General features: G+C 52.6%; 24 protein-coding genes. 5 read left to right on the top strand and 19 right to left on the bottom strand.

Annotated features, from left to right (window positions below):
* Window positions 1-62: 62 nt before the first annotated feature.
* The 8 genes from FCL42_RS09065 to FCL42_RS21690 form a co-directional block, all read right to left on the bottom strand.
* Window positions 63-2468 carry an ABC transporter permease gene (locus FCL42_RS09065; RefSeq protein WP_136863094.1) on the bottom strand — a complete coding sequence of 802 codons (2406 nt, stop codon included), beginning with the start codon at window positions 2466-2468 and terminating at the stop codon, window positions 63-65.
* Window positions 2465-3202 carry an ABC transporter ATP-binding protein gene (locus FCL42_RS09060; RefSeq protein ID WP_136863093.1) on the bottom strand — a complete coding sequence of 246 codons (738 nt, stop codon included), beginning with the start codon at window positions 3200-3202 and terminating at the stop codon, window positions 2465-2467. The genes FCL42_RS09065 and FCL42_RS09060 overlap by 4 nt, the downstream gene beginning before the upstream one ends.
* Before the next feature lie 11 nt (window positions 3203-3213).
* Window positions 3214-4437, bottom strand: coding sequence for an efflux RND transporter periplasmic adaptor subunit (locus FCL42_RS09055; protein WP_136863092.1), 1224 nt, complete (start codon window positions 4435-4437; stop codon window positions 3214-3216).
* An 82-nt stretch (window positions 4438-4519) separates the two neighbouring features.
* Window positions 4520-5935 (bottom strand): S41 family peptidase, encoded by a 1416-nt coding sequence (locus FCL42_RS09050; protein WP_136863091.1) that lies wholly within the window; start codon window positions 5933-5935, stop codon window positions 4520-4522.
* A gap of 11 nt (window positions 5936-5946) precedes the next feature.
* Window positions 5947-8085: a peptidase domain-containing ABC transporter gene (locus FCL42_RS09045; RefSeq protein ID WP_136863090.1), complete on the bottom strand. Its 2139-nt coding sequence runs from the start codon at window positions 8083-8085 to the stop codon at window positions 5947-5949.
* A gap of 9 nt (window positions 8086-8094) precedes the next feature.
* Window positions 8095-9312, bottom strand: coding sequence for an HlyD family secretion protein (locus tag FCL42_RS09040; protein WP_136863089.1), 1218 nt, complete (start codon window positions 9310-9312; stop codon window positions 8095-8097).
* Window positions 9313-9321: 9 nt separating this feature from the next.
* Entirely contained in the window at window positions 9322-10377 is a 1056-nt protein-coding gene (locus FCL42_RS09035) for a radical SAM protein (RefSeq protein WP_136863088.1), read from the bottom strand.
* A gap of 74 nt (window positions 10378-10451) precedes the next feature.
* The gene (locus tag FCL42_RS21690) at window positions 10452-10610 is read right to left on the bottom strand and encodes a hypothetical protein (protein ID WP_169308346.1); all 159 of its coding nucleotides are present in this window, start codon (window positions 10608-10610) and stop codon (window positions 10452-10454) included.
* A 261-nt stretch (window positions 10611-10871) separates the two neighbouring features.
* Here FCL42_RS21690 and FCL42_RS21990 point away from each other — a divergent pair, with 261 nt between their 5' ends.
* Window positions 10872-11006: a hypothetical protein gene (locus tag FCL42_RS21990; RefSeq protein ID WP_267873233.1), complete on the top strand. Its 135-nt coding sequence runs from the start codon at window positions 10872-10874 to the stop codon at window positions 11004-11006.
* A gap of 31 nt (window positions 11007-11037) precedes the next feature.
* Here FCL42_RS21990 and FCL42_RS09030 read toward each other — a convergent pair whose 3' ends face one another.
* The 3 genes from FCL42_RS09030 to trpR form a co-directional block, all read right to left on the bottom strand.
* Window positions 11038-11907, bottom strand: coding sequence for a helix-turn-helix domain-containing protein (locus FCL42_RS09030; RefSeq protein ID WP_136863087.1), 870 nt, complete (start codon window positions 11905-11907; stop codon window positions 11038-11040).
* Window positions 11908-12091: 184 nt separating this feature from the next.
* On the bottom strand, window positions 12092-13348 hold the full coding sequence (locus FCL42_RS09025; protein WP_136863086.1) for an amino acid permease: 1257 nt from the start codon (window positions 13346-13348) through the stop codon (window positions 12092-12094).
* Window positions 13349-13370: 22 nt separating this feature from the next.
* The gene (trpR, locus tag FCL42_RS09020; protein WP_136863085.1) at window positions 13371-13661 is read right to left on the bottom strand and encodes a trp operon repressor; all 291 of its coding nucleotides are present in this window, start codon (window positions 13659-13661) and stop codon (window positions 13371-13373) included.
* A 176-nt stretch (window positions 13662-13837) separates the two neighbouring features.
* On the opposite strand from trpR, the gene FCL42_RS09015 reads away from it, so the two are divergent.
* The gene (locus FCL42_RS09015; RefSeq protein ID WP_136863084.1) at window positions 13838-14296 is read left to right on the top strand and encodes a c-type cytochrome; all 459 of its coding nucleotides are present in this window, start codon (window positions 13838-13840) and stop codon (window positions 14294-14296) included.
* A 72-nt stretch (window positions 14297-14368) separates the two neighbouring features.
* On the opposite strand, the gene FCL42_RS09010 is transcribed toward FCL42_RS09015, so the two are convergent.
* On the bottom strand, window positions 14369-15013 hold the full coding sequence (locus FCL42_RS09010) for a cytochrome b/b6 domain-containing protein (RefSeq protein WP_136863083.1): 645 nt from the start codon (window positions 15011-15013) through the stop codon (window positions 14369-14371).
* 272 nt (window positions 15014-15285) lie between these two features.
* Here FCL42_RS09010 and hpf point away from each other — a divergent pair, with 272 nt between their 5' ends.
* The 3 genes from hpf to FCL42_RS21685 all read left to right on the top strand — a co-directional run bounded on the left by hpf (window position 15286) and on the right by FCL42_RS21685 (window position 18998).
* Window positions 15286-15639, top strand: a complete 354-nt coding sequence (gene hpf, locus FCL42_RS09005; RefSeq protein WP_136863082.1) for a ribosome hibernation-promoting factor, HPF/YfiA family — start codon at window positions 15286-15288, stop codon at window positions 15637-15639.
* Window positions 15640-15873: 234 nt separating this feature from the next.
* Window positions 15874-17019 carry a chorismate mutase gene (locus FCL42_RS09000; RefSeq protein ID WP_136863081.1) on the top strand — a complete coding sequence of 382 codons (1146 nt, stop codon included), beginning with the start codon at window positions 15874-15876 and terminating at the stop codon, window positions 17017-17019.
* A gap of 128 nt (window positions 17020-17147) precedes the next feature.
* Window positions 17148-18998: a methyl-accepting chemotaxis protein gene (locus FCL42_RS21685; protein WP_169308345.1), complete on the top strand. Its 1851-nt coding sequence runs from the start codon at window positions 17148-17150 to the stop codon at window positions 18996-18998.
* 82 nt (window positions 18999-19080) lie between these two features.
* On the opposite strand, the gene tyrA is transcribed toward FCL42_RS21685, so the two are convergent.
* The 7 genes from tyrA to ffh all read right to left on the bottom strand — a co-directional run bounded on the left by tyrA (window position 19081) and on the right by ffh (window position 24998).
* The gene (gene tyrA / locus FCL42_RS08990; protein ID WP_136863080.1) at window positions 19081-20223 is read right to left on the bottom strand and encodes a bifunctional chorismate mutase/prephenate dehydrogenase; all 1143 of its coding nucleotides are present in this window, start codon (window positions 20221-20223) and stop codon (window positions 19081-19083) included.
* A complete protein-coding gene (locus FCL42_RS08985) occupies window positions 20223-21299 on the bottom strand; it encodes a 3-deoxy-7-phosphoheptulonate synthase (protein ID WP_136863079.1) in 1077 nt (358 codons plus the stop codon). Before FCL42_RS08985 ends, tyrA begins: the two co-directional genes overlap by 1 nt.
* A gap of 213 nt (window positions 21300-21512) precedes the next feature.
* Window positions 21513-21860: a 50S ribosomal protein L19 gene (gene rplS, locus FCL42_RS08980; RefSeq protein ID WP_136863078.1), complete on the bottom strand. Its 348-nt coding sequence runs from the start codon at window positions 21858-21860 to the stop codon at window positions 21513-21515.
* A 32-nt stretch (window positions 21861-21892) separates the two neighbouring features.
* Window positions 21893-22642, bottom strand: coding sequence for a tRNA (guanosine(37)-N1)-methyltransferase TrmD (gene trmD, locus FCL42_RS08975; RefSeq protein ID WP_136863301.1), 750 nt, complete (start codon window positions 22640-22642; stop codon window positions 21893-21895).
* A 17-nt stretch (window positions 22643-22659) separates the two neighbouring features.
* Entirely contained in the window at window positions 22660-23190 is a 531-nt protein-coding gene (gene rimM / locus FCL42_RS08970) for a ribosome maturation factor RimM (RefSeq protein WP_169308344.1), read from the bottom strand.
* 20 nt (window positions 23191-23210) lie between these two features.
* Complete coding sequence (rpsP, locus tag FCL42_RS08965) at window positions 23211-23462, bottom strand: 30S ribosomal protein S16 (RefSeq protein WP_136863076.1); 252 nt, start codon at window positions 23460-23462, stop codon at window positions 23211-23213.
* A gap of 168 nt (window positions 23463-23630) precedes the next feature.
* The gene (gene ffh / locus FCL42_RS08960) at window positions 23631-24998 is read right to left on the bottom strand and encodes a signal recognition particle protein (protein ID WP_136863075.1); all 1368 of its coding nucleotides are present in this window, start codon (window positions 24996-24998) and stop codon (window positions 23631-23633) included.
* Window positions 24999-25230 lie beyond the last annotated feature (232 nt).

Raw genomic sequence — 25230 nt, 5'->3', positions numbered from 1 at the left:
ACGCACAATGACAAACGGCAGCCCTTAGGCTGCCGTTTTTTTAGGTTGTCGCCAATCCAGCGCTACTCGTTTCGCAGTGCTTTGATGGGGTCGTCATAAAGCACTTGGCGAATGGGGAAGTACGCCACCACAGTTACCAGCAGGATAAAGCCCACAATCACTGCAACTAGCAGCCCCCAATCCACACTGACGTCCAAGGTGGGAAGGGTGCGACCATAGCCAATCATCATAAAGCTGAAGCTAAAGGCCACCCACAAACTAAACAATACCGGCAACAGCAGCTCAGAAAAGCTCTCTTTAAACAGCCGCTGCACCTTGGCTCCCATGGCCAATTTCACGCCCAGATTGTATCGCCGTGAGCGCAGCAGGTAACCAACGATCCCACTGACGCCGGCAACCACCATCAGCACGGAGATCACCGCCAACAGCGACGACACTCCTGCGGCCGCGATGTGGCGAGCACGATATCGATCAAACATATTGGTGATGGAGTCGGCGTGAGTGACCTCCAGCTCAGGATGCACCCGCCCCAGCATCTCCACTAGGGTTAACATCAGATCTGACGAGGCGAAACGTTCATCCGTTTGTAGCAGATAAGTTTGCTTAGCCCAGCCTTTAAAGCCTCTGGGGGTGTAGATAACGCTCTGCTCAAGGCTCGATTCTCCTGGAACCTGAATCTCAGGAACCACGCCAACCACTTGATAAAAGCGCTTGCCATTGGAGCTGATCTTCTGCCCTAGCATCTCACTCTCACTGCCCGCGATGCGCTTAGCAAGGTTGGCACTGACGATCACCGGATAATCACTTAGCTCGCCGTCACCTGCGGAGAAGTTCTGCCCCTCCACCGGCATTCCCCACGCATCGAAATAGCCTTGGCCCACATGCAAGCGCCTGGCCTGCATAATGTAGTCCCCTTGCTCGTTCAATACGCGGTCTAGGTTAAGCTCCTCCGGCGGTTGAGGCTCAGAGGCGTGAGTCACCTTGGTTACCCCAGTGAGACTGGCCAACTCATTGAGCACGCTGCGGTGACTCGCAATGCGTTCCTCTTTGGATTCCAAGGCGCGGTATTTCACCGTCACACTCCAGCGGTTGTCGGTCTCAATGCCAGGGCTGCGATTGGCTTCGGCCAAGGTAAAGAACACCACATGACAGGTTGCCAACAAAATCAAGAATGACAGCGCCGTTTGCACCCCAATGAGCAGGTGGCTAACGCCCGCCGACATCTGCTTACCCACCCCTTTACCACTGGCCTGTAAGCTAGTGATAAGCTGAGTTTCATTAACGGCCCTCATCTCAATCCACGCAAACAGCAGGGCAATGATCAGGGTCAGTCCAACGCAGAACATCAAGGTGTTAAAGCTGATGCTGAGGGTATCCAAGCGAGCAATCGCCCCGGCCGCCAGCAGTTCAATAAATTGAAAACCCACCAACGCCAATATCAGCCCCATCAGCACCGAGCTGCCAACCACCACCAAGTGGTGACGCAGAGCCTCTTTCATGATCTGAGCATTGGTGGCGCCAAAGGCAAAGCTTACCGCCACCGTCTTGACCCGAGCGATGGCTCTGGCCATCTGCATGCCAGACAAGTTGATCAGCGCGATGAGCATCAAAGCCATCACCCCAGAGAACAGCAGCAGCACTAAGGTTTCGCTGCCAGCACTGATGGAGTCTTTCATGGGTGTGCGGATCGCCTTGATCTCAAACTGCTTCATCACCTCTGGGGTGTAAAGTTCACCGGCCTCATTTTGCAACTTGTGTAGGCGCTCGTCGAGGGTCGCCAGATCATGGCTGACCGGCGCCCTCAGCAGGGTTTTGTAATCCCCCATGTAACTTTGAGAACCTTTGATTTTCAGGCTCTCGTCCATGTCCATAGGTAACCACAGGGCATCATTGATGTTGTGGGTTCCAGGAAGGGTCAAGTCATCGGGCAAAATGCCAACCACAGTGAAGCGGCGCTGGTTAAGCTGAACCTTTTGACCAATGATTTGAGGATTGCCTTCAAACCACTGCTGCCAGGCTCGATACCCAAGCAGCAGCGAAGGCTGGGCATTGCCCGTGGCCTCGGTTTCATCAAAGGTTCGACCTAGAATCGGCTTTACCCCCAACAAAGAGAACAGGTTATGGGTCGCAAGGCGAACCTCAACGGTGGGCTTAGCTGGACGCTCCGATAACTTATATTCGCTCCAGCGGTGATAGGCTGCCAGCTGATGATCCTCTGGCAAGTTTTTCTCGAGATACTCAATAAACTGAGGGTTATTGCCGTCGAATAGCCCGGATGGCAGGACCACTTTGCCCTCAACGAGGTGCAGCTCCTCGGCCTTGTCATAAGGCAGAGGGGTAAAGAACACCAAATCCACCAAACTGAATACTGAGATCACCATGGATAGGGTGAGGGTTAGGGTCAGGATCACCGTCAAGTAGTAATGACGAGCCCGATCAAACGTGGCTTTTAATTGACGTATCATCATACCGCCACCGTATCGCTCTCACGGATGGGCTGGTTAGCCGGCACCAACCCCGATGAAGCCACCATTTCACGCTCCACCAAGCCGTCTTTCAACATGATGGTGCGATGAGCCATGTCTGCATAACGGGGATCGTGGGTTACCAGCACGATGGTGGTGCCCTGCCCGTTAAGATCCTGCAGCAATTTCATCACCGCGTCGCCGTTTTTGGAGTCTAGGTTTCCAGTTGGCTCATCCACCAGCACGATGCCCGACTGGCCAGCTAAGGCTCTGGCAATGGAAACTCGCTGCTGCTGCCCACCGGAAAGCTGGTTCGGCAGCAAGTTAAGCTTATCCCCAAGGCCAACCTGCTCTAGGCAGTGTTTAGCTCGAGACAGTCGCTCTGATTTAGCAACCTCTTGATATTTCAGTGGCAGGGCGACGTTCTCTTGTACCGTTAACTCGTCAATTAGGTTAAAGGCCTGAAACACAAACCCCACCTGCTTACCCCGTAACTGCGCCCGTCCATCGGCGTTCAGGGAGGAGACGTTTTGCCCCTCAATGAGATAGTCACCGCCATCAGGGGTATCCAACAGCCCCATAATGCTGAGCAAGGTGGATTTCCCGCAGCCCGATGGGCCACTGATTGCGACAAATTCACCCTTGGCAACGGAGAAACTCACGCCTTTTAATACGGCGTTAGCCTGACCACCTTCACCAAAAGTTTTCTGAATGTTGTTTAGCTGCAATACGTCCATGTTTTGCTCTCTTATAGTTTGAGTTGGATGCGGGAGATGGATTCGTCCACATCGATTTGAGAGGTGATCAGCCGCTCTCCCGGAGACACGCCAGCAATGACCTGAATCAAATCCCCGGAGCGCTTACCAAAATTGACCTCAACGCGGACACCGGAGTTGTCTTCGGCAACCTTAAATAGCTGCTGTTTGCTGTTTTGCTGAATGCCCGCAGGGGCATGAATGAAGCGAACATTGGGGTCGACCTTAGCCTGAATCAACGCATCCACCATCTGCATCGGTTTCAGCTTGGTTTCACCGTCCAACAAAATATCCACCTGAACCGCACCTTCGCTTACCACAGGATCGATGCGCACCACTTGGCCATACACCGATTGATCCAGTGCAGTGATCTCCGCCTGCTGACCACTCATCAACAGATTGGCCTGCAGCTGAGGAACCTTTATCTCCGCCACCAAAGGAAACAGGCTACCGACGGTCGCAATGCGAGTACCTGGGACCACGCTCTCTCCTAGGGTAACCGGCAACTGCTGAATCACTCCGGAGATGCCAGCTTTAACCGACAGCTGATCCACCTGATGTTTCACTTGTTGGTAGTTATCTTCCGCCTGAGCGATCAACTCATCTTGAATCGACAAGGTTTCTTGGTGAACCTGCTGCAGTTTCTGCAACTTGGCTTTCTCCAGCTCAACCCGCTGACGAAGCTGCGCGGCTTTAAGTTGATTGCGCTTAGCACTGATGCCAGAGATGACGCCAGACTCCACCAAGGAGCGCTCCGCTTCCATCTGCAACTGGGCGATCTCCGCTTCCGCCTTAAGCTCGGCAAATTGGGATTCACTGTTGAGCAGCTCTCGCTGCTGCTGCAGATTAAGCTGGCGTTTGGAGGTTTTGGCGCTCTTTAAGAAGGCTAAGGCTTGACGCAACTGGCCTTCGAGCTCGGGGTTTTTCAGGGTAAGAATGACGGTGTCCGGCTCCACCGGCGCACCGGCTTTCAAGCGAATTTCGTCAACGATGGCAGTACTGGTGGCGGTGATCAGGCGTCGATTGACCGACTGCAGGGTACCGTAACCCTCCACGGTCAAAGCAAAGTCCCCGGAGCGAACTTTCTCAATGACCACCCCTTGAGCCGACACCACTTGGACGGGATCGGCAAAGCCCATCAACCATCCAGACGCCAACATCACCGCAGAGGCGATACTCAGGCCACCATACACCCAACTTCGGGCACTGTTTCTCATAATCGCTTCCTTGCGCTTTTGGTTTTTGCCTACGTCTCAGCAATTGAGTCGCTAAACGCTCCCCTGGGGGCACGATTTATTGTTATTGAACAAAAGCAGATTTTGATACGTGAAGTTGTTGATTGAGAAGGCTGGTCGCTTCCATTAACACCACGTCCTCGCCATCGACTATATCACTGATATTTTGGCTAATAAACCGATCAGGCTGGATGCCAAAGCCAACAAAGTCACGACCATCGGCGTAGGTCTCTCTTTTCGTGCACACCTTTGCAGAACCGCCACCGGGGAGATCGAAAATCAGCGGTTGGCCAGTACTGCCATAGGTGGGTTGGCCTAGGGTTTTGACGTGGCTAACGTCATCCAGATAGATAAGAAAATCTTCTGCCGCTTTGGCGGTGTTTTTACCGATGAGCACCACAGTAGGCACCACCAGCTTATCGGCGATGTCCACATCGTCCACTTCCAACAGGTTGGGCTCACTTTCAACCCAAGCGTCGCCATTAAAATAGGACAGGTATTTTTCAGCCCAAGCGTACTCAGAGGCGAATCGCCCCCACGCTTTGTAGGTGGAGTTGTGCACCCGCATCTTGCTCTTGGCACCAATCAAATTCACAAAAGAGAGGTGCTTTAGGATCTCTTCGGCAATGAAGGTATTGCCGCCACCATTGTGACGAATGTCCAGCACCAAGCCTTGGTGCTGCTGCAGCTGTGGCAACACCTCCCGAAACTGAGTCACCACCTTGGTGTCCGCAAAGGTTCCGATGCGCACGTACCCCAAATTATCCGCTAGCGCTTTGTACTCAAAATTGGCACTGCGACGCGGGTTTGCCTGCCCCACCATGGTTGGAGCCTCGGAGCTGGACAGGTATTGAGTACTCACCTTAACCGTTTCCCCTTCGGCGGTAACCGCGGTGATCTCAAGCGTCGCGCCGACCGGTCCCGCCAGCAAACCCACGCCGGTTTTGCGGCTGCCGCGAATGCCTTTATCCCACAAGATCTGTTCGGTCGAACTGCTGATAAACGGAAACACCTGTTTGGCGAGGAACTCATCCACTGCCATTGCGTTTACCTGAGTAATCACGGCGCCTGTCGGTAACTGCTGCTGCAGAGACTCGGCAACGGCAGTCACCACCGCCTTTCGGTTGTGCTCACTCAGCTGAATGGGAGCCCAGCCCACATACTGCTCCAACAGTGGTGCTGGCGGAGTAATGTGGGTCATGCCATCTTGAAGCAGCGCCGCAAAACGGAGCATCTGACGGTAATACTCGTGGTCATTTTCGGTATTGGCCACCACCTCAATGAAATGCAGATACTGCTGATCCCAGTCCAGCTCTGGCACCTGATCGAAGTAGGCAAAGTTGTAGCTGACCTCTTTCCAAAATTGCGCCAAACCATACAGCTTCTGCTCTCGGCTCAGCTCTTTGGCCACTGAGAATTGGGGCGTTGCGAAGGCGACGACCACAACCAGTAACCGCAGAAAAGTTGTTAGGTATTTCATTGTTGTTCTCCCTAAACCAACGCCGTATGCGCGACCACATTATTGGTTTTTTGCACCGTTTCCGGCTGAGTTAAGTCGATAATGCGGTCGGCCATATTGATGGTTTCCACTCGGTGGGCAATCATAATTCGGGTCATCCCCAGCCCCTTAAGTACGCCGTTAATGCGCCGCTCGGTATCCACATCTAGGGCGCTGCTGGCCTCATCGAGGAACAACACCTTAGGCTGCTTGTACATGGCGCGCGCCAGAAGTACCCGCTGAATCTGTCCGCCGGAGAGGGTGCTGCCCATGTCGCCCGCCAGCGAGTGGAACCCCATGGGCATGGCATTGATGTCATCCAAAATGTGAGCGTCTTGGGCCACCGACTCCAACAGCTCCAGATCCTGGTCGATAGAGAAGAAACTGATGTTGTCGCCAATGGAGCCGGAGAGCAGGTGATCGCCCTGCATCACCGCCGAGATCATGCTGCGGTAGTTCGAGAGGCCTAATGTGTGGATATCGACCCCATCAAAACTGATGGTGCCACTGGTAGGCGGCATCAAACCCATCATGATCTTCATTAAGGTGGTTTTGCCAAAGCCAGAGGGTGCAGTCAGCACCACGCACTCCCCAGGTTCAATGGTCAATGACAGGTTTTCAAACAGGTAGGGCTCATTGTCGCTGTAACGAAACGACAGGTTCTTCAGTTCAATTCGCCCTTTGGGTCGCTGCGGTACCGGCAGCTGGCTGTCTAGGTGCGCCTCCTGATCTTCCAAGGCGATGTCGGCCACGCGCGACAGGTGAATACCCAGCATCTTCCACTCAAACAGCTTTTCCAGCAGCATCTGACTGCTGGTAGCAAACTGCTGTCGATAGGCTAAAAAGGCAAACAGCACCCCCACGGTAATCGATTCGGCAATCACCAAATAGGCCCCAAGCCACAGCAGTGCGAGGTACTCTGCCCCATAGAGCAGCTCCTTGAAGGTGTTGTAAGCGATGGTCAATCGACCCAACTTAATCTCTGAGTTCATCCAAGTGGCATTGGCGTTTTCCATCTTCGATTGCTGAATCGACTCACCATTGAACACCTTAACCGGCTGAACGGTACGAATGGCCTCATAAAACAGCCCATCGGCGGAAGCTTTATACTGAAGGCTCTCTTTGGTGTGGTTGCGCATCGCTGGGTAGATCCCAAGCCGCACGGCGCTGTAGGTCAGCACTGCCACGATGGAGATGAGCGCCAGCCCAGGACTTAAAATCAGCATCATCACCACGGTCAATATGGTCATCACGCCATCGACCACACTTTCTACGAACCCCTCACTGAGTAATTTCTTAATAAAATCCAGTGATTGGAAACGGGACAGGATGTCACCGGTAAAGCGCTTACCGAACCAGCTCATTGGCAGGCGAAGCAGGTGCTTAAACAGGTTGGCAACCAACTGAATGCCCAAGGTCGATTGGAAATAGAGCACAATCCAAGACCGAAACGCCTTGGTGGCCACCTGAATCAGCAACACCAATGAGAAGCCGATGCCCAGTACAAACAGAAAATCTAAGTCGCGACTCACCACCACATTGTCGACAATCAACTGGACAAAATAGGGCGAGACCAACAACAACAGTTGCAGCAAAAACGACAACAGCAAAATCTGGCCGAGGCTTCGTTTAAGCCCAACGGCATTGCGCCACAATACGTTGAGGCTCAGTTTCAGCTGCTCGTCTTTAGGCTGAAAATTCTCTGATGGGCGAAGTTCCAAGGCGATACCGGTAAAGGATTTGGACACCTCGTCCATCGACAGCTTCACCAGCCCTTTGCCTGGGTCGTGGATGATCACCTTATTGCCAACCACTTTTTTAAGCACCACAAAGTGGTTGAGATCCCAATGCAAAATCACCGGCGTTGCCAGTTTTGGGAGATCCTCAAGGGCGGCTTTAATCGGGCGACCAACCAAATTGAGTTTGGCGGCGATGCCAATCAGCTGTTTAAGATTGGCGCCTTTTAAGCTGATGGGGTAGCTCTTTCGCAGGGTAAATAGATCCAACTTGTGGCCATGATAGTTGGCAATCATGCACAGGCAGGCCAGGCCGCACTCGGCGCCTTCACTTTGCAAAATAACCGGCAAGCGTTTGCGGCTGCTAAAGGATAACTTATCTAATAGTTCACTCATGCCACGTCCTTATTGTTCTGTTTGTGGCGCAACCATCCATGACCAGATCGACTGGGTGCCCCCTTTGACCATAGCCTGGAGCGACATGCCTGATTGCAAGGTGATGGGCCCAAGCTTGGAATCTTGAGGCTGGTGCAACTCAACGATGGCACGATACATCGGCACCTGAGGTCCTTGCGCATTGGCAAACGCCTCAGGTTCCACCACGGAGTGAGACACCTTAGTTACCTTGCCCTCAAACAACCCAAAGCGCTGATAAGGAAAGGCATCAATCTTGAGCCACACCGGTTGCTCCGCCTCAATGTGGCGCACTAAGTCGGAGCGAACCTTGAGCTCAGCCACCAATTTGGCCGCTTCAGGCATCAAGGTGACCGCCGCATCGCCGGATTGCAGAAATTGCCCTTTCGTCACCCCAAGTCGCGCCACGACGCCGCCACGAGGGGCGGTGATCATGTAACTCTGATCGCCAGTCAGCTTGGCTAAGTCCAGTTGCAATTGCCCCAGTTGCTGGCGGTAACCGGTCAGCATCTCCTCACCTTTGATTACCGCGCTCTGCAGCCGCTGCTCAATGCTGCCAATCTTCAGTGTCAATTGTTGGCTGTCTTGGTTCAGACCATGAATGTGGATGCGCTTTTCCAGCACCTGGGTGTAGAGGCGGTCATACTGGCCCTGCTCTCCGGTCTTAGCCTGTTTCGCCATCGACGTTAGGTGCTCTAAAAACTCCTGCTCAAGCTGAATCTGCGCCTGCAGTTGGCGCTGCTGCTCAATCAGGGTTTGCTCTTCATTGGCTAAGGCATCGGCCTGCAGTTGATTCAGCCGCCGCTGAAATCCCAGCCGCCGCTCTGCGCTGTCAATCTTCTCTTCGATGGCCGACTGCATCTTTGCCAAACTGTCACTGTCGTAACGACGACTTGGCACCGTGACCTTCAGCAGTGGCTGGCCTTGAGTGACCTGCTGCCCCTCCTGCACCAGCACCTGCTCCACTAAGCTGGCTTCCAGTGCCCGCGCCTTCACTTCCCCCTGTTCAATGACCATGGCTCCAGGCAGATCCCGTGTTTGAGTAAATTGGGTCACGATGGCGTAGGTCAGCAGTAAGCCCGCCACCACCACCAAAAACAGGCTGATGACAGAGAAGGAGGTGGGACGGGTCAACAGCACGTCACCATGGCGTGCAGTTAAGGCGTCAAACACCTCTTTGCGATAGATAGATCTCTTTTTGGCTGCCATGCCATCCCCTTATGCAACGGCAACGGCATTGAGTTCATTTTGGTACTTGGGTGAGCTAGGTATTCCCCGTGCCGGGCAGCTCAATTCCGTGGCGTCCAATGACACGAACCCACGAACCCAAAGATCCATCTTCTTGCCATCCAGTTCATAGTCGCCATTTCGGTTCAACTTCCCCAGATGATTGGCATCTTTGTTGAGCATTACGGTGCACTTGCCAATGGTGCCGTTGGGGCGAATCAGCAATTGACGAGGCATAGAGGCGTAACAAATGTAGGGATTACCATTTTCAATCAGCTTTACCTGTTCATCCTTGCTTTCGTGCATCAGCTCTTTGATCTCTTCGGCACGGCTTTTGGCGTCGCTGGCCACAAACTGCTTGGCATCGGCACCATCCACACCGTCCCCCAGATTCTTAATCTCTTCCACTACGGTGGTAAAGCGAGGGTCGTCACCGAATTCCGCTTTGATCATCTTACATAAGCGGTACATCGACTCTTCATTGAGCTTGGTGATGTGCAATCTCAGCATCACAATGAAGTTGTCTTTGATTTTTCTAAAGTTGAGCAGGTTATTCCAGATAACCTCGAACGAGCCTTTACCACTGGCTTGCTTGCGCGTGACATCATGGCACTCGGCGTCGCCATCTAGGGTAATTTGGTAGTCATTGATGCCCAGTTCGACAAATCGAGTAAACATCGCTTCGTCCAACAGGTAGCCGTTGGTGGTTACGTGTGCCTTATAAACAAAGCCATATTGGCTCTGCAACTGTCGAATGTGTTCTGAAATCTCAATCATCGCCTTGGCATTTAAGGTCGGTTCACCACCGAACCAAGAGATCATGAGATTTTTTAACGTTGGTGCCGCTTTGGTCAGTAGATTTTTAATGCCGTGTAAGGTGTCATCTGTCATCTTGCCAATTTCAAAATCTTCGTAGCAATACGTGCATCTAAAATTACATTTTTCCGTTGGAAGAATGGTTAGATAAAGGTGACCATCGCTGGCACTCCTCACGTATTCTTTTTTAAAGTAGTCGCCAACCGAATCTAAACTAATTGAATTTGACATTGTTATTATCCTTATTTTATAACGGCAATAAAAGCGAGCACCATAGAATGGTGCTCGCCAAAACCAAGCAATAATTAGTACTGCTTCATTTCTTCTTGAGCGTTACAGCATTGGAATACACCGTTAGAACCGCCTGCAACCTCATCTTCCAGCAGCTCATTCTCTTCTGCGCTCAGACGCTCCAGAGTTTCACGCTTGATATCTTCGATGGCATTCTTGATCTTGTCAGACATAATTAATTTCCTTATTAAAATAAAAGTCCAGGCCGTACTACATAGTCGACAAGTAATAAATTAACCCGATAAAAATTAATGACAAACCAAAATAAGGACAGCAATCAACAATTTTAAGACAACGATTCTTACAAAATTAAACATACAAATTTAAAAACCAGCCATCCATCAATAAATTTCAGCCAACTATGAAAACAGCCCTTCAACTGATTAAATATTTTATTAGACTCAATTCTGCTTGTTATATAAAAGGAGATTACTATGAGCGATTTGGAAACCAATCCAAATGATGTGAATTCTGAAGACGATGCGCTTCAGCAACTGGAAGACGAAATTCTGTCAGAAGCATCCGGAGGAACCTCGAGCCCCAACCTAGGGTGCGGTGATCCCGATTAGCCAGATACTAGGGGGAGCCCTCAAGGTTCCCCTATTTGTATACCCCATTTCTAAAACAGCTTGGCGAACCTTCGCCGAACCGATTCAAGCTATTCCGTAAATTATTACTGCAACCGAAACCCGCCACTTCGGCCACATCCTCGATACTGAGATCGCTGTTTAGCAGATAGTCTTTTGCCAGCTCGGTCTTCTTCTGCAGCAGCCATTTTTTGGGGCTAATGCCCATCTCCTTTTTGAAGTGGCGATCGAAACTGCGCCGTGATAAACAGGCCTGCTGCGCCAAACAGTCGACAGATTCCACACGATTGATGTTGGCCTCAGCCCACTCAACAACCCGTGCCATCTGCGCTGGGCGGCGCTGCTTGCTGTCGGCTTTTTGCAGCAAGATCTCCAGCCGTGACTGCGCCACCCCAAACTTAGGTGCCATCTCCAGTGCCGATTTAGGGCCGATTTGCGCCGCGATCAATTGCAGCAACAACTCTATGGTGGGAATGCCCGACTGCACCACATAACAGTTATTGGCACTGGCATAGTTTAGGGAGTCATCGTGCAGCACATTCAGCGATTGTGACGTGCAGGCATCCACCAAGGTCGCTGGAACCCGAGTGTCTCGAAATCGGCCCGATTCCAACAGCAATTGGGCTCCGGAGGCCGTACCGACACACAGAGTGCAGCCGCCAATCCAATTCGCTACCGTGGCTCTGCTGCTGATAGGATTTGATGCCAAAATTAACATCTCAGGTTGCAAAAGCTGTTCAATTCCCTCCTCTCCATCCCAACATTCATGCAGATCAATCGAATCTCTGACCGCTTCATGGGACAAGCAGGAGAGGGCAATATTGGCATCGAGATTCAGCGGCTGCTTATCATGGAATAGGACTACGCGGAGCTTTGAGGTCATAACCTTCTGTTCTTTTATTTATTTTATCCAGATTCACTATGACTTTAGGCTTAGATTTTGAGAAGCAGAAGAGACTGCCAATGGCTTAGGAGATCTGCCATCACCGCTATACGTTAGTCTCCCGTTGTCACTAGCGAGATCCAAAAAAGGAGGCATTAAGCCTCCTTTCTGTTGCAGTCATTTTCTATGGGTAGGTTGGCAACATGCCCAAAAGGGCCAAGGTCTCGCACAGCATTACCAATACGCCAAACACCAACACCATGTATAGGCGACCGTTACCGCCAGCAACCCGGTGCTCAGTACTCTTGCCGCGACGGCGCAGCACTAACGCGATGGCGCAAGGCAAGATGAACACAAAGATACTTGCCAGTAAGGAGGCGTAGCCGATGGCAGTAATAAAGCCGTTCGGGAATACCACTCCCAATACCATAGGTGGCAGGAAGGTCACTGCACCGCCAATGACGGTATCACGAGCGCTGTCCCCTAGGCCCAATTGGTCCTTCATGAAGTCCAATAGACCCAGCGCAACTCCAAGGAAGGAGCTTGCCAAAGCAAACTTGGCAAAGAAGCTCAATAGGGTGTCGATGAACTGGCCATCCACCGCTTCACCAACGGCGGCGATCATGGCGCTAACGTTACCGCCGTCCTTAACCACCTGAGCAAAGTCACTGCGTTCAACGGTACCCAAAATGGTCAACTGCCACAGGGTGTAGATGGACATTGCCAAGATGGTGCCCAGCAATACCGCGTTGCGAACCTTGCCGAAGTCTTTTTGGTAGTGCTTTACCACGCTAGGTACGGTGCTGTGGTAGCCAAAGCTGATGGCCAGCACAGGGATTCCCAACCAGATGAACGGCATGGTGTCAGCCATACCGACTTCAGGGAACAGCGTAGTGCTGCTCACTTCCGCAGACAGCATACCGGTAGATAGTAGGAATGAGATGATCATGGCACCAATCATGATGGTGCTGACTCGGTCGACCGCACGGGACCCTAAGAGCACAATGCCACCAAGCACAATGCCAAACAGCAATCCCGCCTGCCAATTCGCCATCTCCAAACCAAACCCACTCGCAATGGAGCTGGCCAATACAGAGGAGCCACCGGAGATGTAGGCGTAGCACAGGATGTAACTAACAAAACCCACCGAACCCAACGACGCAAACATACCGGGCTTGCCCAAGGTATCTTTGGTCATGGTGGCGTAGCTGGCGCCCGCATGATAGTTCATGTTGGCTTCCGCCAGATACATGGCGGAGCTGTATGCACAGAAGCAGCAGATGGCCAAGATGATCATCGACCATCCAAACCACATACCGGCACTCATCACTGGCAGAGACAACATCCCCGCGCCGATGGCCGTACCGGCAATAATTGTCGCCCCACCGACAATGCTAGGGCTTTTGGTTTTTGCTGATGTCGCTAATACTGCTTCTGACATCGGTCACTCCCGTTAGGTCTTGTTATGTTGCGGAAAGTAACTGCTGCTGCAGCTTATCCCTTTCCATTGGTTGTAAATTTTTTAATGTGTTCGAGCAGCGCGTAATGGTGGCGATGCTGACATTCAACTGTTCCGCTATCTGCCTTTGAGTTAACTCCCCCTGTATCAGGGCTCGCATCACCGCGAGGCGCGCGCCAATGGCATCACGCTCATCAACAGTCAACAACAGATTGAACAGTGAGCTGGCTGAATCCTTGCCTTCTTGGTCGACGATAAGTCCCAGGGCCTTATCCCAATAATCAGATTCCTTCATTTGTTAGTCTCCACATGTAATGCCGTAGCATTACACCGCTACAACAGCACAAAAGCGACCATTAAAAACAGAGAATGAGAGCCAGATCTTGAATCCCACTCAGACGTGACACTGGTCACAGCAGTGACTCATAGGTATGATTGGGCTCATAACAACAACATAGGGAAATAACGACAATGAAAGCAGTGAGTTTGACCTTTGCCGCCGTGATGCTAGCTGTCAGTGGCAGTGCCGTCGCCAAAGGCGCTTTCGAAGACGCCAGCGACGCCATCGAATACCGCCAACACGCCTTTAGCCTAATTAAGGAAAACTTTGGCGAGATCTACGCCATGGTGAAGGGCAAAAAACCGATGGACGCCGAGCAGTTTCAGCGCCGAGCCGAACACCTGGCGCTGCTGAGCAACATTCCATTTGACGCCTTTAAGGTAAAAGGCTCAGATCAAGGGGACACCGAAGCCCTGCCATCAGTTTGGAGTGACAACGCCAAGTTTATGGAGATTGCCAGCGAATTCCAGATGGCCACCCAGCAGTTAGTCAGCGCCAGCCAAAGTGGCGACGACAAAGCCATTAAGCAAGCGTTCGGCGCCACTGGCAAAACCTGTAAAGGCTGCCACGACAACTTCAAGCGCGATTAAATCGAATGACGCCTGATACAACAAGAGCCGCAATTGCGGCTCTTTTCTTTGAAGCTTGCTACAGCCAAGCCTTTACCACAACGGCAGAATCAACCAATACACACTGGCGGCAAGGGCGATCACTAAAGGCACCAACCAGCAAATTGGGGGTACCGCATTGGAGCGTCGACCTTGGGCGGTCATGCCATAACCGGTGATCATCGCCTCAACCAAGTTCACCCCTTTAAAGCGATAACTCACAATGGCCAACAGGTGCAGCGCCACACAGATCAAGATGCCATCAAACAACTGATGGTGCAGTGTGGTCAGAAGCCCTGAGGTTTCTCCGCTCACATAAGCGTACAACGGGCCTTCCACAAAAATGTCGTCACTGGCAAACAGACCCGTAGTAATCTGAGCTGCTAGCAGTAGCAACATCATCAATACCATGTAGCCACCAGCTGGGTTGTGGCCAAAATAGGGTTTGCGCTCGTTGCGCCATTTTTTCAGATAGTGAATGACTGCGGCGGGGGATCTAACGAAGTGAGAGAAGCGGGCTGTGGTGGTTCCGATGAAGCCCCAGAGAATGCGAACGGTGAGAAGAGAAGCCAACAAGTAAGCGGCGGTCATGTGCCACTCCATCATCCCTTGTTCGGCCGTATACCAACATAACGGCACCAACGCGACTGCTCCCCAATGAAACAGGCGCACCATGCCATCCCAGATTTTGACTTTCACCACTTACTCCTTGAAACGTGCAGCAACAAGGACAGCGATAGCAGGTCAAAATACCGTCGAACCCAAGCACTCCCTTGCCATAAATCCCACCCACTATGCGCCTGTTTTGGCCACGGCTCAAGCAAATTTGGCGGCTTTTTTGGCCTTTTATGATCTGAATGGGCAAGTTTTAAACAAGGAGTAAAAAGTTGATCTATATCACTTTACGAACGCTAATTAACAGGAGTAGTCTGAAGTTGAACCTGATTTTGGGTCAGCAAAAGGGGAACTCTATGAGAATTGAAATCACCAGCAAACACCTCTCCGTTACCACCCCAATCCGTGAGCGTATTGAGAGCCGCTTCGAAAAACTATCCGGCTATGAAGTCGACCTAATTCGGCCTCACGTTATCATCACTCAGGAGGGAAAAGAGTTCCAAATCGAAGCGTCGATGGGCGTTCCAAATGGAAAACTGTTTGCTAAAGCTTCTCATGAAGACCTATACAGCGCCATCAACAAGATGGGCAAGCAGCTAGAAAGACAGCTGAATAAGTACAGCCATAAGGGCGAAGCCCGCCGCCACGCCAAACCAGTGGCCATGGAAATCGGTACCGACGACGCCGAAGATGAGGAAGTCGCCGCCTAATTCTCCCCACCCTTCTACTAAGGAGGCAGCGCCAGCGATTACGCTGGCGCTTTTTGTTGGTTGACAACCCCAATCGCCAAAGGCTAGTGTAGATTCCATGAATAAAATGCAGACCATTCGATTTTTTAGCCTATTTTTTCCACCCTTATAAGGGAGGCGATGCTGGGTGTCTGCAACACAGAATACAACCTAACAGCCTCCCACTAGGGAGGCTTTTTTGTACCCGAGGACAAGATGGATCTAAATCAGATACGCAAAGACATCAATCAGGTCGACAGTGACCTGCTGAAACTGCTGGCCCACCGTCGTCAGCTCACCCTCAATGTGGCTCGCAGTAAAGAGATCGATCTTAAACCGGTTCGCGATCAAGAGCGGGAAGCCCAACTGCTAGAAAAACTGGTTGCTCAGGGGAAAGAACAGGGGTTGGATGCCCAGTACGTAGTGCGTATTTTTCAAACCGTCATTGAAGACTCGGTGCTGCGCCAGCAAGCTTGGCTGCAGGGCCAGCAAAACACCAGCCAAGATCTGGTTCGAGTTGCCTATCTGGGTGCCAAAGGCAGTTACAGTTACGTAGCCGCTCATGGTTACTTCACTCGTCGTGATAAGTCACTCATTGAGATGGGCTTTCCGACCTTCGATGAGGTGGTGCGCTCGGTCGAGCGAGGCAACGCCGACTACGGCATTTTGCCCCTGGAAAACACCTCCTCCGGATCCATCAATGAGGTGTACGATCTGCTGCAGCAAACCAGCCTGCAGATTGTTGGCGAAACCACCGAGAGCATTGGCCACTGCCTACTGACCTTGCCTGGGGCCAATCTGGATGAGATCACCACCATCTACGCCCACCCTCAAGTGATCTCCCAATGCAGCAATCATCTGCGTCAATACCCGAACATCAAGCTGGAGTATTGCTCAAGCTCCGCTCACGCCATGGCCCAAGTTGCCAACCTCAATGACCCAAGTCACGCCGCCATTGCGAGTCAGGCCGGTGGTGAGCTCTACGGTTTGGACGCTCGCATCGACAAGCTGGCCAATCAGGCGGAGAACGAAAGCCGCTTCATCGTGGTATCGCGCAAAGCTCTGGACGTGCCGGTGCAGGTGCCCGCCAAAACCACATTGATCATGGCCACAGGGCAAAAGTCCGGCTCACTGGTGGACGCGCTGCTTATCCTTAAGCAAAACGGCCTCATCATGAGTAAGCTCACCAGCCGACCGATTCCAGGAAACCCTTGGGAGGAGATGTTCTATCTGGATGTGGAAGCCAACATCAACAGCGATGCCATGAAGCAAGCGATGGCACAACTGGTGCCCATCACCCGCTTTATTAAGGTGCTGGGCTGCTACCAGAGCGAGCGCATCATTCCTACCGAGATAGAATAAGCTCAACCACTCTTGCCCTTTGAAGCCGCGATATCCATCGCGGCTTTTTATTTAAAAACTGAGTGAAATAAAAACCTTAATGCCTCGGTCTACTGTCCTATGGATAGTTTTCTTCATGGACGACCCTGATGCTCAACTTGGCCGAGCGCCTGATGGCGCGCCTGACTTTTCGAACCAAACTGCTGCTGCTGGCACTGCTACTGACCCTGCCTCTGCTGACATTGATGCTGCCTTTCGTGGAGCGTCAGCTCTCCACCATCGCCAACCTAGATAAAGGCATCGCCACCCAAAAGCAACTGCAGGCGCTGCAACCGTTTTGGCAACGCCGAGCCGAGGTGGACCGGCTTTTGGCTGCAGGCAAAACCGCCACACCGGTCTCGTTTCGTTTGCCAGCACAGCTAAAAGCCCAATTTAGTGATGCGGCCATCAGCAACACCGATGGCGTCTTGCTGTGGCTCGACAATCAGCTTCGCCTCAGTGGCCTAAACCAATTGAGCCAAGACGCTCTCGCTCTGAGCTTGTGGGCCAAACAGCTGACACAATGGCAGTTGGAGCTGGCCCACATCGACGGCATCACCGCCGCCCTGCTGGCACAAGGTCGTTTTACGCCTGAGCTCTACTTGGCGCTCACCGGTCAAATGGAGCGACTCACCCGTCAACACCTGCAGTTGGCCCAACAACTGACGGCACAGCCCAAAAGCCTCACCAGCCGCTCCGCCCAAGGGGTATTGGCCGAAATTGAACGCTACCTCAGTTCAGTGCGCCGAGACTTTATCGATGCCGACAGCATCGATACCGGCCTTAACCTCGATGAGCAGCAACAGCAATTGGCTAACGCCATCGGTCGTTTCCAACATCAGCTGGGCATCAATCTCGGCGTCGAATTACAGCAACAGCAGCAGCACAGCATTCGCTCACTGATTCTACAAACCACTCTGCTTGTGGTCAGTTTGCTACTCACCCTGTGGCTGGCCTATGGCTTCTATCGCCAGATCAGCACCATGGTTAATCAAACAGAAACCGCTGCCACCGCCTTTGCCGGCGGCGATCTGACCCAGCGCATCAAGGTAACGGGCAAAGATGAACTCAGCCGCATCGCCCAGCAATTCAACCAGATGGCCATCACCACCACCGCGTTGGTGTCTGAAAGCAAACTGGGAACCGAGCATGTGCGCCAGCAAAGCCAGCAGGTATCAGTCGCCGCCCAGCAAGCCAACGACACCATGCACACCCAACAGCAACGGCTCACTGAGCTGGCTGATGCCAACACTCAGGTGGTTCAACACGCCGGAGAGATGGCTCGCCGCGCCGAACAAGAGCAGCTTACCGTCAACCAGCTTAGACAGCAGATGACCTCTGGCCTGAGTCTGATGTCCAGCGCCCGCACCGAGGTAAAAGGGGTCAGCATGAGCATCTCTCAAGCCCATCAACATGTGCATGAGCTCAGTCAAACCAATGGCCGTATCGACTCCGTCGTCACCGAAATTGCCCAAATTGCCGAGCAGACTAACCTCTTGGCGCTGAACGCCGCCATCGAAGCCGCCCGCGCCGGCGAACAAGGCCGCGGCTTTGCGGTGGTTGCCGATGAAGTGCGCACCCTTGCTACTCGAACCGCCAACGCCACCGGCGAGATCCGCGAGATGCTGGAACTGGTGGTCAACACCACTAAGATCGTTACTGGAGCCATGTCTCACTCCAACAGCCAAGCTCAGGAGGCCGACAAGCAGGTCAACGCTCTGGCTCAAGGCCTAGATGAATTGGAGGCGGGACTTAAGAGCATCGAGAAAAGCAGTGAAGAGGTGGTGGCCGCCTGCGGCTCTCAGGAAACCCTGGGCAATGAGGTACAGCAGTTGGTGCAACTTGGCCAACATCAACTGATTGAGGCCGTCAGCTCCTGTGAACAGAGCCAGCAGGCCAGTTTAGCACTGGATGAACTGGCGGAACGCTTAAGCAGCCAACTGCGACAGTTCAAAAGCTAGGGGCGGGAACCTCAAAAGTTAAAGCAACTAGATCAAAAAGGGAGCCAATTGGCTCCCTTATTATTTCAACTGGTTATTGGGATTAACCGGTCTCGCTGCGGTTGTCGTTGGCGCTTAGCAACATGTTGCCGCTCTCGTTGCGAAACTGTGTGGCGAAGTCACCAAACCAATCGGCGATGTCATCAAACAGGGCTTCAAAGCCCTCCTGATCCCCCGCTTCCAGCAGCGATAGCGCTTCCTGATAACGGTCCATATAGTGGCGAGCTCGAGCTAAGGTGTCCGGCTGACTGAAGATGATGTCACCGTACAGCTTAGCATCTTGCGCAAACAGTCGGCCCACCATCGCCAACTCCAATCGATAGATTGGCGAGCTGAACTGCAACAGCTGATCCAGGTCCGCCCGCTCGCGGCGCAGATGGCTACCGTAAACAAAAGCGGTAAAGTGGCGCATCGCCTGAACCAGTTGCATCGCTTGGTCGTGCTCGGCAGCAGAAGCCTCATGCAACCTCGCGCCCCAGATACGAATCTGTTCCAAAAGCCACTGATACTTCTCTTCAAAGCGGCCGTGACAGACCACCACCACCTGCTTGGCCAGCGAGCTGACGTCTGGGCCAAACATCGGGTGCAGTCCCACAACGGGGCCGGCGTGGTTAGCCAGCATCGCAGCAAGTGGCGCTTGTTTGATACTGGTTAGATCCAGCAGCACACACTCTTTTGGCAATCTCGGCAGTTGCTCAATGACTTCGGCGGTGTGATTGATGGGCACCGTGACCACCACCACACCAGCATCACTGAGCAGTTCATCGGCACGATCCCAATCGTTTTTATCCAGAATGCGCACTTCGTAGCCAGACAGGCGGAACAGTTGGCTAAACAGCGAGCCCAATTTGCCGTTACCACCCACAATCACCACCGGACCCACATCCGGATTGATGCACTTAAATCCGACGTCATTTTCGCTGGCGTAGGACTCGCGCATCATCCGCCGTAGCAGATCTTCAATCAGTTGAGGTGGCACGCCCATGGCCTGCGCCTCACTGCGGCGCTTCATCAGCATCGCCGCTTCTCGCGCTGGCGCGTAGATTGGCAACCCTTGCTTATGCTTAATGGCCCCCACTTCGCCAACCAGATTCAGGCGGCGGCGCAGCAGCGTCAGTAGCTCCTGATCAACCTCGTCGATGCGGTCGCGAATGCGATCGAGTTCGACACTGGATGGTTCACTCATCACTGACCTCCAAAGCGCACAGGCAGGATGTCAGCCAGCTGCTGAGCCCCAGACTCAAGCAGCTCTGCGGTGGCGTTCCAGTCGATACAGGCATCGGTAATGGAGACACCGTAGGCCATCTCTTCTTTAGCCAGATTGGAGGACTGGTTGCCCTCGTTCAGATGGCTCTCAAGCATGATGCCGATGATGGAGGTGTTACCCTCAACAATCTGGTTAAACACATTACGCGCCACCAGAGGCTGGCGACGGTGATCCTTAGAGGAATTACCGTGGCTGCAATCCACAATCAAACGGGAGGTGAGGCCAGCCTCATGCAGCTGGCGAGTACACATCTCCACGTTCACAGAGTCGTAGTTTGGCTGCTTGCCACCACGTAAAATCACGTGGCCGTCTGGGTTACCTTGGGTCTGCAGCAGTGCCACCTGCCCCGCTTGGTTAATGCCCATAAAACGGTGACCGCTGGCCGCAGATTGCAAAGCGTTCATCGCCACATCCAGCTTGCCATCGGTGCCATTTTTAAAGCCCACCGGCATCGACAACCCTGAGGCCATCTCCCGGTGAGTCTGAGATTCGGTAGTACGAGCGCCAATGGCGGACCAACTGAACAGCTCGCCCAAGTACTGAGGGCTAATGGGATCCAGCGCTTCAGTCGCCACAGGGATCTCTTGCTCAGCCAACCAGATCAGTAGCTCACGAGCCATGCGCAGACCGCCTTCCACATCGAAGGAGTTGTCCATGCCAGGATCGTTAATCAGCCCCTTCCAGCCCACGGTAGTACGTGGCTTCTCAAAGTACACTCGCATTAAGATCAGCATCTGATCCTTCACCTGCTCCTGCAGGCCTTTTAACTTTAACGCGTACTCTTTGGCCGCATCGATATCATGAATAGAGCAAGGGCCGCTGATCACCAGCAGACGATTATTGCGCTTGTGAATGATATCGGCGACCTCGGCGCGGGCGCCGTTAATATATCGATAGGCATGCTCGGAGAGTGGCAACTGAGCTTTCAATTGCGCTGGGGTAGTCAGGACCTGTTCGGATTGAATGTGAATGTTATTAATACTGTCCTTTTGCATTACTGCATCTCCAAGTAGTGCCTATCAGTTTTACGCGTCTCTGATAGGGTATGAACCCAACCGGTGCGTCCGGCCTGAATTCAATGTGCCTTGTATACAATTAAGATGCAATAACAAAACGCCGCTTTTACGCCAAAGTTGTTATAAAGCGGCCAAAAAGACACAAAAAAGCCCGCCAAAGGCGGGCTTTTCCGGTATGAACTAAGGTAATTCTTAGCCCAGACGCTCGCGGATACGAGCCGCCTTACCAGTACGTGTACGCAAGTAGTACAGTTTGGCACGACGAACGCGACCACGACGCTCTACCTTGATGCTTTCTACCAGCGGAGAGTGAGTCTGGAAAGTACGCTCTACGCCTTCACCATTAGAGATTTTGCGAACTGTGAACGCAGAGTGCAGACCGCGGTTACGCTTAGCGATAACAACGCCTTGGAATGCCTGCAGACGGGTCTTGTTACCTTCGGTTACGCGAACCTGTACGGTTACAGTGTCACCGGCTACGAAAGCAGGTACGTCCTGCTTCATTTGCTCTTGTTCAAGCTGCTTAATGATGTTGCTCATAATTTCTCTCTTCCTAGAATAAACTGAAAACTCTAACGCTCATCTTGTCCCGTTTGGGCGACGAACTCGGCAAGCAGTTGAGCTTGCTCGTCAGTCAGAGCTAGGTTGTCAAGTAACTCGGGTCGTCGCTGCCATGTGCGTCCTAGGGACTGCTGCAGGCGCCAACGCCGAATTGATTCATGATTGCCGCTCAATAACACTTGCGGGACAGTTTGACCTTCCAGAACTTCTGGACGGGTGTAGTGAGGACAATCCAGCAGGCCATCCGAAAATGAATCCTGCTCTGCCGACGCTTGCTTCCCCAGTACTCCCGGAACTAACCGAGATACTGCGTCAATCAAGTTCATCGCTGGCAGCTCACCGCCACTGAGAACGTAGTCACCAACGGACCACTCCTCATCAACTTCCGATTGGATGATGCGCTCATCAACACCTTCGTATCGACCGCACACCAGCACCATGCGCTTATTTTGTGCCAGCTCCTCTACCCCAGATTGAGTTAAAGGACGTCCCTGAGGGGACAGGTAAATTACCTTAGCATCGTCACCCGCTTCCGCTTTCGCAGCGCGAATGGCATCACGCAGGGGCTGCACCATCATCAACATCCCCGGGCCACCACCGTAAGGGCGGTCATCCACGGTACGATGCTTATCATGGGTGAAATCACGGGGATTCCACGTTTGCACTCCAAGCAAGCCGTTCTTCACAGCACGACCAGTCACACCATGCTCAGTAATAGCACGAAACATCTCTGGAAACAGGGTTACTACCCCGAGCCACATTGAGTTGTCGTGAGCCATTAAAAGTTAGGGTCCCAGTCAACGATAATTTGTTTTTCGGACAGCTTCACCTCAATGATGAACTGTTCCGGGACAAAGGGGACCATACGTTCCCGTTTGCCAAAGGCGTCTTTTGCGTTCGCCTTGATCTCCAGTACGTCATTGGCGCCAGTTTCCAGAATTCCGGAAACGGTTCCCATGTTGTACCCCTGCAGGTTCACGACATTACAGCCAATCAGATCACGCCAGTAGAACTCGTCTTCCGGCAGCTCTTTCAGCTGGTCAGCAGAGATGGAGATTTCACCGTTGGTGTACAGTGCGGCCGCGTTGCGGTCGTCAATCCCTTCTAAGCGCACAATCAGGCCGTTGTTTTGACGACGCCAATCCAGCACTTTCATCTCTTTTTGTTCACCACCGCAGGTTACCAACCAAGGTGTGTACTCAAAGATACCTTCTCTATCTTCGGTAAAGGGGTTGACCTTCAACCAGCCCCGAATCCCATGAGGCGCACCCAGACGGCCCACCAACATTAGTTCTTGCTGACTCATCAACTTACCTTAACCAACACCCATTAAGCCGCAGCTTTGCGGGCGTCCTTAACCAGAGTCGCTACACGGTCAGACAGAGATGCCCCCTGGGAAACCCAGTGGTCAACACGGTCTAGGTCCAGACGCAGCTTTTCAGCTTGGCCTTGAGCGATTGGGTTGAAGAAACCGATCTTCTCGATGAAACGACCGTCGCGCTTCATACGGCTGTCGGTTACAACCACTTGATAAAACGGACGCTTTTTAGCGCCGCCACGAGATAAACGAATGGTTACCATAAGGTAATTCCTCTAATGGTGTTTATAGCAATAGAATTGGGGCCGCAAAGGGCCCCAAGGTAGAAAGCCCGCCGATTTTACCTGAATACTTGCTCAATGCAACCATTTCGGCGGGTTTATAGGCACCACACTGGAGTGTAGGTGCTTGTGGGTAGATTCGAAACTAAATTAGCGCGGCATCTTCATGCCAGGAGGCAGCATGCCGCCCATACCACGCATCATCTTCTTCAGGCCGCCGCCCTTCATCTTCTTCATCATTTTTTGCATCTGAGTAAACTGCTTCAGCAGGCGGTTTACGTCTTGCAGCTGGGTACCGGAACCGGCCGCGATGCGGCGTTTACGGGAACCCTTGATGATGTCTGGACGAGCGCGCTCCTTCGGCGTCATGGAGTTGATGATCGCCTCCATGCGCTTGGTCATCTTGTCGTCCTGAACTTGAGCTAACGCTTCTGCGGGCAGTTGGCCGACACCAGGCAGTTTTTCCAACATGCCCATCATGCCGCCCATGTTGTGCATCTGCTGCAGCTGCTCACGGAAATCGGTCAGATCAAAGCCTTCGCCTTTTTTGATCTTCTTAGCCAGCTTTTCCGCTTGGCTCTTATCGACCTTACGCTCCACCTCTTCAATCAGAGACAGTACGTCACCCATGCCCAAGATTCGGGAAGCAACACGTTCAGGGTGGAACGGTTCCAGAGCGTCGGTCTTCTCACCCACACCCAAGAACTTAATCGGCTTGCCGGTAATGTGACGGATAGACAGTGCCGCACCACCACGGGCATCACCATCCACCTTCGTCAGAATCACACCGGTCAGCGGCAGCGCTTCATCGAACGCCTTAGCAGTATTGGCAGCATCCTGACCGGTCATGGAGTCGACAGTAAACAGAGTTTCCACCGGATTAATCGCCGCATGCAGGGCTTTAATCTCGTCCATCATGTCGGAGTCGACGTGCAGACGACCGGCGGTATCGACGATCACCACGTCGATGAACTTCTTACGGGCGTGATCCACCGCCGCATTGGCAATGTCTACAGGCTTTTGATTCACATCCGATGGGAAGAACTCCACTCCGATGTCGGTAGCCAGGGTTTCCAGCTGCTTGATCGCCGCCGGACGATAAACGTCGGCACTGACCACCAGTACGGATTTCTTTTCACGCTCTTTCAGCAGTTTGGCCAGTTTACCCACACTGGTGGTTTTACCGGCACCCTGCAGGCCCGCCATCATCACAATAGCTGGTGGCTGGCTGGCCAGATTCAGCGCTTCGTTGGACTGGCCCATGGCCACTTCCAGCTCGGACTGAACAATCTTAATGAAGGCCTGCCCAGGAGACAGGCTCTTAGAAACTTCGGTCCCTACCGCACGTTCGCGCACCTTGGCGACGAAATCACGAACCACCGGCAAAGCCACGTCGGCTTCCAGCAGTGCCATGCGCACTTCGCGCAGGGTATCTTTAATGTTGTCTTCGGTAAGACGGCCACGACCACTGATGTTCTTCAGGGTTTGGCCTAAGCGTTCGGATAAATTCTGAAACATCGCCTGCGCTTTTCGTTGTTTAGGAAATCCCCGCATTATAGCGGCCAGCTGTGGACAAACACAAACCAAGCCCCCCTTTGAACAATGTCCAGCCTAAAAGCCGTTTTTGGCTAGATAGATCCCAAAAATTCGCTTGGGGGTGAAAATGAGAATTACACCGCTGCCCAAAGCCAAATGGGCGTGATAAGCTGGGTTCAAATAGGCAATTTCTTTCTTATTTATATAGAAGTAC

It is taken from the genome of Ferrimonas aestuarii, assembly GCF_005116665.1.
In the GTDB taxonomy this organism is placed as follows: Bacteria; Pseudomonadota; Gammaproteobacteria; order Enterobacterales; family Shewanellaceae; genus Ferrimonas; species Ferrimonas aestuarii.
This window is presented reverse-complemented; position numbering and strand designations above follow the sequence as displayed.

Excerpts from the sequence above, each read along its gene's own strand:
- FCL42_RS09040 (WP_136863089.1), bottom strand. The coding sequence starts at position 9,312 with ATGGCAGCCAAAAAGAGATCTATCTATCGCAAAGAGGTGTTTGACGCC.
- FCL42_RS09035 (WP_136863088.1), bottom strand. The coding sequence starts at position 10,377 with ATGTCAAATTCAATTAGTTTAGATTCGGTTGGCGACTACTTTAAAAAA.
- FCL42_RS09030 (WP_136863087.1), bottom strand. The coding sequence starts at position 11,907 with ATGACCTCAAAGCTCCGCGTAGTCCTATTCCATGATAAGCAGCCGCTG.
- FCL42_RS21990 (WP_267873233.1), top strand. The coding sequence starts at position 10,872 with ATGAGCGATTTGGAAACCAATCCAAATGATGTGAATTCTGAAGACGAT.
- rplS (WP_136863078.1), bottom strand. The coding sequence starts at position 21,860 with ATGAGCAACATCATTAAGCAGCTTGAACAAGAGCAAATGAAGCAGGAC.
- FCL42_RS09045 (WP_136863090.1), bottom strand. The coding sequence starts at position 8,085 with ATGAGTGAACTATTAGATAAGTTATCCTTTAGCAGCCGCAAACGCTTG.
- FCL42_RS09015 (WP_136863084.1), top strand. The coding sequence starts at position 13,838 with ATGAAAGCAGTGAGTTTGACCTTTGCCGCCGTGATGCTAGCTGTCAGT.
- FCL42_RS21690 (WP_169308346.1), bottom strand. The coding sequence starts at position 10,610 with ATGTCTGACAAGATCAAGAATGCCATCGAAGATATCAAGCGTGAAACT.
- tyrA (WP_136863080.1), bottom strand. The coding sequence starts at position 20,223 with ATGAGTGAACCATCCAGTGTCGAACTCGATCGCATTCGCGACCGCATC.
- rpsP (WP_136863076.1), bottom strand. The coding sequence starts at position 23,462 with ATGGTAACCATTCGTTTATCTCGTGGCGGCGCTAAAAAGCGTCCGTTT.
- FCL42_RS09060 (WP_136863093.1), bottom strand. The coding sequence starts at position 3,202 with ATGGACGTATTGCAGCTAAACAACATTCAGAAAACTTTTGGTGAAGGT.
- FCL42_RS09025 (WP_136863086.1), bottom strand. The coding sequence starts at position 13,348 with ATGTCAGAAGCAGTATTAGCGACATCAGCAAAAACCAAAAGCCCTAGC.
- FCL42_RS09055 (WP_136863092.1), bottom strand. The coding sequence starts at position 4,437 with ATGAGAAACAGTGCCCGAAGTTGGGTGTATGGTGGCCTGAGTATCGCC.
- trmD (WP_136863301.1), bottom strand. The coding sequence starts at position 22,642 with ATGTGGCTCGGGGTAGTAACCCTGTTTCCAGAGATGTTTCGTGCTATT.
- trpR (WP_136863085.1), bottom strand. The coding sequence starts at position 13,661 with ATGAAGGAATCTGATTATTGGGATAAGGCCCTGGGACTTATCGTCGAC.
- FCL42_RS09000 (WP_136863081.1), top strand. The coding sequence starts at position 15,874 with ATGGATCTAAATCAGATACGCAAAGACATCAATCAGGTCGACAGTGAC.
- FCL42_RS08985 (WP_136863079.1), bottom strand. The coding sequence starts at position 21,299 with ATGCAAAAGGACAGTATTAATAACATTCACATTCAATCCGAACAGGTC.
- FCL42_RS09065 (WP_136863094.1), bottom strand. The coding sequence starts at position 2,468 with ATGATGATACGTCAATTAAAAGCCACGTTTGATCGGGCTCGTCATTAC.
- hpf (WP_136863082.1), top strand. The coding sequence starts at position 15,286 with ATGAGAATTGAAATCACCAGCAAACACCTCTCCGTTACCACCCCAATC.
- FCL42_RS09050 (WP_136863091.1), bottom strand. The coding sequence starts at position 5,935 with ATGAAATACCTAACAACTTTTCTGCGGTTACTGGTTGTGGTCGTCGCC.
- FCL42_RS21685 (WP_169308345.1), top strand. The coding sequence starts at position 17,148 with ATGCTCAACTTGGCCGAGCGCCTGATGGCGCGCCTGACTTTTCGAACC.
- ffh (WP_136863075.1), bottom strand. The coding sequence starts at position 24,998 with ATGTTTCAGAATTTATCCGAACGCTTAGGCCAAACCCTGAAGAACATC.